Genomic DNA, 10,145 nt, shown 5'->3' on the forward strand with positions numbered 1-10,145 from the left:
CCCGCGCGGTAGTGCCGGCCGCTGGCCGGCTCCCGCCATTGCCTGGAGCATCCTGAGGATGCCGGCCAGCGGCCGGCATTACCGGACCGCGTGGGGATCAGGGCTTGTTGAGGAAGTTGTTGGCCAGCAGGTCCCTCACATCCCCGACCCGCCCGCTCAGCAGCGCCTTGGCCGCGTACAGGGCAGTTCCGGCCACCTGCTTGGCCTCCACCTGCGGCGGCATCACCAGTTCGGTCGGGCTGGTGTGCACGTCCAGCAGCGCCGGGCCGGGATGGGCCAGGATGTCCTGGACGGCCTGCTCCAGGTCTTCCGAGCGGGTGACCGTGCGCCCGTAGAAGCCGATCACCTCGGCCAGGCGGCCGAAATCGGGGTTCTTCAGGTCGGTGTAGTTGTCCAGCAGGCCTTCGACCTTCTGCTCCAGCTCCACGAAGTTCAACGAGCTGTTGTTGTAGACCACCACCTTGATCGGCAGGTTTTCCTGCACCGCGGTGAGCAGATCGCCGAGCAGCATCGCCAGGCCACCGTCACCGGACAGCGAGATCACCTGCCGGCCCGGGTAGGCCTTCTGCAGGCCCAGCGCCTGCGGCATCGCGTTGGCCATCGTGCCGTGCAGCAGGCTGGTCAGCGTGCGGCGGCGGCCATTGACGCGGATATGGCGCAGGATCCAGACCATCGGCGAGCCACCGTCGGCGGTGAACAACGCATCGTCCGCAGCGTGGCGGTCGATCAGCGCGGTCAGGTGCTGCGGGTGGATCAGCTCACCCTCGCCCGGCTGCTCTTCCTTGGCGCGCGTGGCGAGCGCCTTCTCGCGGTGCTCCAGGCATTCGTCCAGGAAGCTGCGGTCCTCGCGCTCGGGCAGCAACGGCAGCAGCGCCTTCAGGGTCGGGCCGATATCGCCCACCACGCCGAGGTTCACCGGGTGCCGGCGGCCAAGATGGCTGCCATCGCGATCCACCTGGATGAGGGTCGCCTTGTCCGGGTAGTACTGGCCCCAGGCGAAGTCCGCGCCGAGCAGCAGCAACGTGTCGCAGGCCATCAGCGTGTGGTACCCGGACTCGATGCCGAAGATGCCGGTCATGCCCATGTTGTACGGGTTGTCGTACTCCACGAAATCCTTCGCGCGCGAGGTATGCGCGATCGGCGCCTTGAGCCTGGCCCCGAGGGCGACCAGCGCATCGTGTGCATCCTCGCAACCGGCACCGGCATAGATGCCGATCCGCTTGCCCTCGCCGATCAGCGCGGCGATGCGCTGCAGTTCATCGTCCGAGGGGCGCAGTACCGGCTGGGTGTAGTGCACCGAGAACGGCACATCGTGCTTGACCTCGGCTTCGCTGATGTCGGCGGGCAGGATCACCACCGCCACCCCGCGGCGGCTGATGGCGGCCTGGCAGGCAAGGGTCACCACGCGGCGCGCCTGCTCGGCGCTCTGTACCTGTTCGCAGAACACGCTGCAGCTGCTGTACACCGCCTTGAAATCGACTTCCTGCGGAAACTCCATGCCCAGCTCGGCGGTGACCACCTGGCTGGCGATCAACACCATCGGCGCGCGGTTGCGGTTGGTCTCGAACACGCCGTTGATGAAGTGCAGGCCACCGGGGCCGCACGAGCCGGCGCAGGCGGTGAGCTGCCCGCTGATCAACGACTCGGCACCGGCGGCAAACGCAGCCACTTCCTCATGCCGCATGTGCACCCACTCGATCTCGCTGTGGTGGATGGCATCGGTGACGTAATTGAGGGTATCGCCGACGATGCCGTAACAGTGACGGACACCGGCGGCCTGCAGGGTTTCAACCACGATCTCGGCAACGCGCTTGCTCATGACATGCTTCCACGACGAGGGGGAAGCGTCAGCCTAGTCCCGGGCAAGTGACACTCATGTGGGTTTACCCGTGGCAGCGCGCGATCACGGCTGCGTGTTCACCCAGCCCAGCACCGCGCCGCGTGTGGGATTGTCATAACGCACCTGCACCCACCCATCGCGCTCATCCAGCAGTTCCACGCGGTCATCGCGCACCAGATACCGCTTGGTCGTGGCATCACCGGGCTGGCTGTACAAGGGCAGCCGCGCCACCCTCACATGGCCGGAAACGCGCAGCAGCGGCGAACCGGCGCGCGGTGCCTCCAGGCCATCGCCGATGGCCGTCTCCAGCACGTTGCCGTCAGGATCGAAGGTACTCCAGACCGCCAGCGGACCGCTGTCGGCGGTCTGCTTCACGAACACGTAAGGCTCGAGTACATCGTCGAGCATCAGCAGGCGCTCGGCGCGGTACAGGTACAGGCGACCGCCGTCGTAGCGGTACTGATCCACGTACCACATCGGCCCGCTGCGGCAGCTGCTGCTCAGGGTGCGGTTGTCTTCCTCCACGGTCAGACCCATCAGGTCACCGCATTGCGCGCGGTCGTTCGGGATGGGCGCCAGCGCCACCAGTTCCTGTCGCGCTGGAACGTAGCGGTAGACCGCGACCGCTTCGTTGACCATGCCGACCGCGGCGCGCGCGACCAGCTCCGGGCGGCCATCGAAATCGACGTCCTCGGCGGACAGGCGTGCGTTGCCGTCCGCGTCGGTCACCCCCGGCAGCACCTGACGCTTGCCCGACGGTGCCAGTACGACGGCAATGCCGCCGTCGTCCTGCAGCGTCGCCTGCACCTGCACGCCGGCAGCCACCTCGAGCTGAAGCCGGGCCGGGTCGGCATCCTGCGCGTGCGCGCACGTCACCGCCAGGCCCATCAACAGCGCGGCCAGCATCGCATCCCTGTGTTTCATCATCGCTCCGTGCAGCGCCACGGCGGCGCCCTGGATCAGAACGATACTTCAACCGCCTGCTGGGCCCACAGCACCGATTGGTGCCCGGTGGCCTGCTTCCACGCCAGGCGGATCGCTTCGATGCCGGCGCGGCGCTGCGGGGTGTTCTCGTGCAGGACCACCAGCACCTTGGTGCGCAGGCGGTTCGGCTCGGGCGCACCGCGGAACAGCCACTGGCCGTAGGCGTCGAACACGGTCAGGCCGTCCGGGAAGCGCGGCGTGACTTGCTTGTCGAGGAAGGCGCGCCACTGCGCGTCACTGATGCCCTCGGTCTGCGGGCGGTCGGCCACGCCGGTTTCTTCGCCCACGCCGAAATAGAGCTCGCTGCGGACCCAGCCGGCGGCGGCATCCGGGCGCGCGGCGTCGCCCTGCAGGGTGGCCGTGGCAGTGGCGGGCGGGGTCGGCGTGGCGGCCGGGGCGGCGGTGGCACAGCCGCTGGTGGCCAGGACCAGGGCAAACAGAATGGCGCGGAACGACATGGACAACTCTCCGGAACACAGGGACAGGCAGGGGAAGGAGCGTGCCGGACATCCGGGTCCGGCGCAGATCGCCAACGGCTATCTGCTGATAACCACCCCGATGGGACTTGCATCACACAGGGACATCACGCGAAGATAATATATCGCTTCATCCGGATGGATTGGTAGTGCCGGCCATGGGTCGCACCACCCGTCCCCCCTCCCCCCGTTCCTCCCCCTCGTCGTTCTGCTGGAGTCCGCATGTCCCGTCCGTCCGCGTCGCGCCTTGGCCTTGCCATCGCGCTCGTCCTCTCCTCCCCCCTGCTGGCCCAGGACGTACTTGCGCAGGACGCGCCGACCACCGCCAAAACGCTGGACACCGTGATCGTCACCGGCACCCGCGCCGTGGACCGGACCGTGCTGGAATCCACCTCGCCGGTGGACGTGCTCACCGCCGAGGACATCCGCAAGGCCGGTGTGGTCAATGGCGAACTGGGCAGCGCGCTGCAGGCGCTGCTGCCCTCGTTCAACTTCCCGCGCCAGTCCAACTCCGGCGGTGCCGACCACATCCGTGCCGCCCAGCTGCGCGGGCTCTCGCCCGATCAGGTGCTGGTGCTGGTCAACGGCAAGCGCCGCCACAGCAGCGCGCTGGTCAACACCGACAGCAAGATCGGCAAGGGCACCACCCCGGTCGACTTCAACGCGATCCCGGTCAGCGCGATCAAGCGCATCGAGGTGCTGCGCGATGGCGCCGGCGCGTTGTATGGCTCGGATGCGGTGGCCGGCGTGATCAACGTGATCCTCGATGACGCCCCGGAAGGTGGCGCGTTCGAAGCCAGCTTCGGCGCCAACCACACCGATCTCAAGCCGATCGACCGCACCCTCACCGATGGCCAGACCAGCTACGCCAGCGCCAAGGTCGGCACTGCGCTGGGCGACAACGGCGGCTTCCTGCGTGTCGGCCTGGAACTGAAGAACCACGAGGGCACCAACCGCGCCGGCTTCGACCAGATCCCGCCGTGGGACCAGACCCCGACCAACCTGGCCCTGCAAGGCAAGCGCAACTACGAGCTCGGCGATGGCAAGACCAAGGATCTCAACGCCTGGTACAACGCGCAGCTGCCGTTTGGTGAGACCTCCACGTTCTACAGCTTCGCCACCTTCAACCAGCGCGACAGCGAAGGCGCGAACTACTTCCGCTACCCGGACAGCGACGCCAACTGGGCGCAGATCTACCCGAACGGCTACCGCCCGATTTCCGAAGGCGAGAACCGCGACGTGCAGGCCGTGGCCGGCGCGAAGGGCCAGTGGGGCGAGTGGAACTACGATGCCAGCCTGGATTACGGCGTCAACACGTTCACCTACCGCCTGCGCAACTCGCTGAACGCCTCGCTGGGCCCGACCAGCCCGACCCGGTTCAAGACCGGTGATTACCGCAACGAGCTGACGGTGGCGAACGTCGACCTCGGCCGCGTGTTCTCGCAGGGCGACAGCATCACCCACAGCCTGGGCCTGGGTCTGGAAGCGCGCCGCGACCATTACCAGACCCGCCCGGGCGACCCGAGCAGCTATGCTGCCGGCCCGTTCACGGATCGCCCGACCGGCTCGCAGGCCGGCGGCGGCCTGACTCCGCAGGATGCCACCTCGCTGTCGCGCGATGTGGCCAGCGCCTACGCCAGCCTGTCCAGCCAGTTCGGCGAGCATTTCTCCAGCGATCTGGCGGCGCGCTACGAGCACAGCGACGACTTCGGCGGCGAGCTCACCGGCAAGCTCGGCCTGCGCTATGAATTCACCCCGGCCTTCGCGCTGCGCGGTGCGATCTCCAACAACTTCCGTGCCCCGTCGCTGGCGCAGATCGGCTACGAGTCCACCTCAACCGGTTACAACGCCGCCGGCCAACTGGTGCAGGGCCGCGTGCTGTCGGTCAACAATCCGATCGCGCGCGGCCTCGGCGCCACCGATCTGAAGCCGGAGAAGTCGCTCAACACCAGCCTGGGCTTCACCAGCCGCATCGGTGAGCATTTCGATGTCTCGCTGGACTTCTTCCAGATCGATATCGATGACCGCATCGCGCTGTCGGAAAGCATCACCGGTGATGCGCTGACCGACTACGTGCAGCAGCAGTTCGGCGTGGCCGGCCTGCAGAGCGCCAGCTTCTTCGTCAATGCCGCCGACACCCGCACCCGCGGCGCGGAACTGGTGAGCAACTGGCGGCAGTCGCTGGGGGATGGCGAGCTGGTACTGACCGGCACCTACGCCTATACCAAGACCACGTTGAAGAACGTGCTCGCCACGCCACCGGGCCTGCTCGCGCTGGATCCGGACTACGTGCTGTTCGGCGTGGAAGAGACCAATACGCTGACCGATGCCACCCCGCGCACCCGCGCCGCGCTGGCCGCCAGCTGGGCCAATGACCAGTGGTCGCTCACCAGCCGCCTGAGCCGCTACGGCAGCGTGACCCGCGTGTTCAACTTCGGTGATGGCTACATCCCGCGCCAGACCTACGGCGCCGAGTGGCAGCTGGATGCCGAAGTGGAGTACAAGATCACCCCGCAGTGGAGCGTGGCGCTGGGTGGGCAGAACCTGACCGACAACTATTCGGATCTGTCCAACGATGACATCTACTACTTCGGCAACCTGCCGTACGACGTGCTGTCACCGATCGGCAGCAATGGTGCGTACTACTATGGGCGCGTGCGGTATACGTTCTGACGGGGGGTGCAGCCGACCCATGGTCGGCTCTACCGGCGGTGAACGGGGAAGACGCGTGACGTGATGCCATGACCTGACGATCACACCCACGCTGGCATGTTGGTCACCATGGCCAACGACTTCCCCCAACGTCCGCCGCCGCCGCTGCTGGACGATGCCTGTGCGCTGTTCCTGGACGTGGATGGCACCCTTATCGAATTCGCGGACGACCCCGAGTCGGTCGCGCTGCTGCCCGATGTGCGTGAAGCGATCGGGCGCATCAGCGACCGGCTGGATGGCGCGGTCGCGCTGATCAGCGGGCGCCCCCTGGCACAGCTGGACAAACTCTTCGCCCCCTTGAGCCTGCCCGCGGCCGGCCTGCACGGCCACGAGCTGCGCAACCATGAGCAGCGCGCGCAGAGCAGCGATCCTTCCGCCGATACCAGCGAGTGGCTGCATGCCCTGCACCAGCAGGCGATGCGTTTCGCGCATGGCTATCCCGGCGTACTGGTGGAGGACAAAGGCCGCAGCCTGGCCCTGCACTGGCGCGGGGCACCGCACGCCGCCAACGATGTGCGTGCCTTCGCTGAACGGCATATCCGGGGCCATGGCGGCTACCGGCTGCAGCCCGGTGACCATGTCATCGAGTTCCTCCCCGAAGGCAGCGACAAAGGCCGTGCGATGCGGCAGCTGATGCTGCAGCCGCCGTTCCGCGATCGCATGCCGGTGTTCGTCGGCGATGACCTCACCGATGAATTCGGCTTCGGCGCGGCCAACGACCTGCACGGCTGGAGCGTGCTGGTCGGTGCACGCGAGCCCAGCGATGCGGTGTTCGCGCTGCCGACGATACGCAGCGTGCACGCCTGGCTTCGCGAGAATGCCTACTGATGCCTTGACCCCAAGGCCCCCTGACGCCGCGCGCAGGTCTCCCCCACCGGTGTGCCACCGCGGCATGACACGAGACTTCCTGCATCATGAGCGAACCCGATCTGAATCTGGGCGTGGTCGGCAATGGCAGCTTCGGCGCGCTGATCGACAAACACGCGCGCGTCGTCTGGAGCTGCCTGCCGACCTTCGACGGCGACCCGACCTTCTGCGCCCTGCTCGGCCCCAATCAACAGGACGGCGGTGACTTCGGCATCGAGCTGGAGGACATGGTCGACAGCGAACAGAGCTACCTGACCAACACCGCCATCCTGCGCACCGTGCTGCGCGACAAGCACGGCGGTGCGCTGGAAATCATCGATTTCGCGCCGCGCTGGCGCCAGAACGACCGCTTCTACCGGCCGGTCAGCCTGATCCGCCAGGTGCGGCCACTGTCCGGCAACCCACGCATCATCGTGCGCGCGCGGCCGCTGGCCGACTGGGGTGCCCGCGTCCCGGATGCCACGTGGGGCAGCAACCACATCCGCTGGGTACTGCCCGACCATGTGCTGCGCCTGACCACCGATGTGCCGCTGCGTTTCGTCCGCGATGGCCTGCCGTTCGTGCTCAACCACCCGGTGCACCTGGTGCTCGGCGTGGACGAATCGCTGAACCGTTCGCTCAGCGGCTACGTGCAGGAGTCCTTGCAGCGCACGCGTGACTACTGGCGCGAATGGGTGCGCTATCTGTCGATCCCGCTGGAATGGCAGGACGCGGTGATCCGCAGCGCGATCACGCTGAAGCTGTGCCAGTACGAGGACAGCGGCGCGATCATCGCCGCGATGACCACCTCCATTCCGGAAGCGCCCGGCAGCATCCGCAACTGGGATTACCGCTACTGCTGGCTGCGCGATGCCGCCTTCGTGGTGCGTACGCTCAACCGCCTCGGTGCGACCCGCACGATGGAGCAGTTCCTGGGCTACATCTTCAACCTGGCCACCGCCGATGGCAGTCTGCAGCCGCTGTATGGCATCAGCTTCGAGGCCAAGCTGGAAGAGAGCGAAGTGCCCTCGCTCTCCGGCTACCGCGGGATGGGCCCGGTGCGGCGCGGCAACCTGGCCTGGGTGCAGCGCCAGCACGACGTGTACGGCAGCGTGGTGCTCGCCTCCACCCAGCTGTTCTTCGATCGCCGCCTGCAGGACCCGGGCGATGCGCACACCTTCGCGCGGCTGGAGCCGCTCGGCGAGCAGGCCTTCACCCTGCACGACGTACCCGATGCCGGGCTGTGGGAATTCCGCGGCCGCACCGAAGTGCACACCTACACCAGTGCGATGTGCTGGGCCGCGTGTGACCGCCTGTGCAAGATCGCCGTGCGATTGAAACTGGATGACCGCGCCACCTATTGGCGCGAGCGCGCCGACATCATCCATGCGCGCATCATGCGCGACTCGTGGAGCGAAGCACTCGGCCACTTCACCGATACCTTCGGCGGCCATCGCCTGGATGCGTCGTTGCTGCTGCTGGCCGATATCGGCTTCATCGAGGCCACCGATGCGCGCTTCGTCGCCACGGTCGAGGCGATCGGCCGCGATCTCAAGCACGGCAACGCGCTGTATCGCTACGTCGCGCCGGATGATTTCGGCGAGCCGGAAACCAGCTTCACCATCTGCACGTTCTGGTACATCGACGCGCTCGCCGCGATCGGTCGCCTGGACGAAGCACGCGAGATGTTTGAAACCCTGCTGGAGCGCCGCAACCATCTGGGCCTGCTCTCGGAGGATCTGGCGTTCGACAACGGCGAGGCGTGGGGCAACTTCCCGCAGACTTACTCGCACGTGGGCCTGATCACCGCTGCCATGCGCCTGTCGCGCAGCTGGCAGGAGGCGTCATGAGCCGCCTGGTCGTCGTGTCCAACCGGGTCGCCGTCCCCGGTGAATCCCGCGCCGGCGGCCTGGCGGTCGGCCTGCTCGCCGCGCTGAAGGAGCGTGGCGGCCTGTGGTTCGGCTGGAGCGGCAAATCCGTGCGCGACAACAGCGGCACCCTGCATGAGCAGGTGGACGGAGACATCCGCTACGTCACCATGGACCTCAACAAGCGCGACGTGGATGGCTACTACAACGGCTTCGCCAACCGCACGCTGTGGCCGCTGCTCCACTTCCGGCTGGACCTGGTCGACTACGACCGCGCCACGCGCGAGACCTATCGCCGCGTCAACGCGCTGTTCGCCGAGAAGCTCGCGCCGCTGCTGCGCGAGGACGACATTGTCTGGATCCACGATTACCACCTGATCCCGCTGGCCTCGCTGCTGCGCGAGCGTGGCATCGGCTGCCGGATCGGGTTCTTCCTGCACGTGCCGATGCCCTCGGCCGATCTGCTGCAGGCGATGCCGGACCACCTGCGGCTGTTCTCCAGCCTGTATGCCTACGACCTGGTCGGCTTCCAGACCCAGCGCGATGCGGACCGATTCCAGTCCTATGTGCGTCTGTTCGGTGGTGGCCGCGTGCTGCCCGATGGCGAACTGGAGGCACCCGGCGGCCGGCGTTTCCGCGCTGCCGCCTTCCCGATCGGTATCGATACCGACTTCATCGCCCGCCAGGCCAAGGCGGGGGCGAACAAACCGGCGGTCAAGGACCTGCGCGGGAGCCTGCGCAATCGTCAGCTCGCGATCGGCGTGGATCGGCTGGACTACTCCAAGGGCCTGCCCGAGCGCTTCCAGGGGTTCGAACGGTATCTGGAACGTCATCCGGACCAGCACGGCTCGTTGACCTATCTGCAGATCGCCCCGGTCTCGCGCGGGGATGTCACCGAGTACCGCCAGCTGCGCAGCCAGCTGGAACAGATCGCCGGGCACATCAACGGCGGGCATGCCGCGCCGGACTGGACCCCGCTGCGCTACGTCAACCAGAACTTCACCCATGCCACGCTCACCGGCTTCTACCGGGCAGCGGCGGTGGGCCTGGTGACGCCGCTGCGCGACGGCATGAACCTGGTCGCCAAGGAGTACGTGGCCTCGCAGGACCCGGAGAACCCGGGCGTGCTGGTGCTGTCATTGCTGGCCGGTGCCGCCGATGAGTTGAAGCAGGCGCTGCTGGTCAATCCGCATGACCTGGATGGCGTGGCGGACGCCATCGCCACCGCGGCGACGATGCCGCTGAAGAAGCGCGTGGAGCGCTGGCAGGCGATGATGGATCACCTGCGCACCTACGACATCAATCATTGGCGGCAGACGTATCTGCAGGCGCTGGAAGGGTGATGCCGGCCAGCGGCCGGCACTACCGGTGATGGCGGGAGTGATGCAGCCAGGCTACGGGGAGCGCATGCGGTAGTGC

7 protein-coding genes are annotated in these 10,145 nt (G+C 67.2%); 4 read left to right on the forward strand and 3 right to left on the reverse strand.

The genetic code is table 11. The features are described from left to right. Positions 1–97: 97 nt before the first annotated feature. From QMX81_RS19265 to QMX81_RS19275, 3 genes are all read right to left on the reverse strand, one after another. Complete coding sequence (locus QMX81_RS19265; protein ID WP_282263872.1) at positions 98–1,819, reverse strand: thiamine pyrophosphate-dependent enzyme; 1,722 nt, start codon at positions 1,817–1,819, stop codon at positions 98–100. A gap of 84 nt (positions 1,820–1,903) precedes the next feature. After that, positions 1,904–2,764 carry an SH3 domain-containing protein gene (locus QMX81_RS19270; protein ID WP_282263874.1) on the reverse strand — a complete coding sequence of 287 codons (861 nt, stop codon included), beginning with the start codon at positions 2,762–2,764 and terminating at the stop codon, positions 1,904–1,906. Positions 2,765–2,799: 35 nt separating this feature from the next. Further along, positions 2,800–3,282, reverse strand: coding sequence for a DUF3574 domain-containing protein (locus tag QMX81_RS19275; protein ID WP_282263876.1), 483 nt, complete (start codon positions 3,280–3,282; stop codon positions 2,800–2,802). A 240-nt stretch (positions 3,283–3,522) separates the two neighbouring features. Between QMX81_RS19275 and QMX81_RS19280 the strand changes: the two genes are divergently transcribed. From QMX81_RS19280 to otsA, 4 genes are all read left to right on the forward strand, one after another. Then, the gene (locus tag QMX81_RS19280) at positions 3,523–5,973 is read left to right on the forward strand and encodes a TonB-dependent receptor (protein ID WP_282263878.1); all 2,451 of its coding nucleotides are present in this window, start codon (positions 3,523–3,525) and stop codon (positions 5,971–5,973) included. Between the two features lie 108 nt (positions 5,974–6,081). After that, positions 6,082–6,840: a trehalose-phosphatase gene (otsB, locus tag QMX81_RS19285; RefSeq protein ID WP_088433909.1), complete on the forward strand. Its 759-nt coding sequence runs from the start codon at positions 6,082–6,084 to the stop codon at positions 6,838–6,840. An 86-nt stretch (positions 6,841–6,926) separates the two neighbouring features. Beyond that, the gene (locus QMX81_RS19290; RefSeq protein WP_152152472.1) at positions 6,927–8,708 is read left to right on the forward strand and encodes a glycoside hydrolase family 15 protein; all 1,782 of its coding nucleotides are present in this window, start codon (positions 6,927–6,929) and stop codon (positions 8,706–8,708) included. Further along, positions 8,705–10,069: an alpha,alpha-trehalose-phosphate synthase (UDP-forming) gene (otsA, locus tag QMX81_RS19295; protein WP_152152474.1), complete on the forward strand. Its 1,365-nt coding sequence runs from the start codon at positions 8,705–8,707 to the stop codon at positions 10,067–10,069. Before QMX81_RS19290 ends, otsA begins: the two co-directional genes overlap by 4 nt. Positions 10,070–10,145 lie beyond the last annotated feature (76 nt).

Origin of the sequence: Stenotrophomonas sp. PS02301, assembly GCF_029959485.1 — a bacterium.
Classification (GTDB): Bacteria; Pseudomonadota; Gammaproteobacteria; order Xanthomonadales; family Xanthomonadaceae; genus Stenotrophomonas; species Stenotrophomonas maltophilia_Z.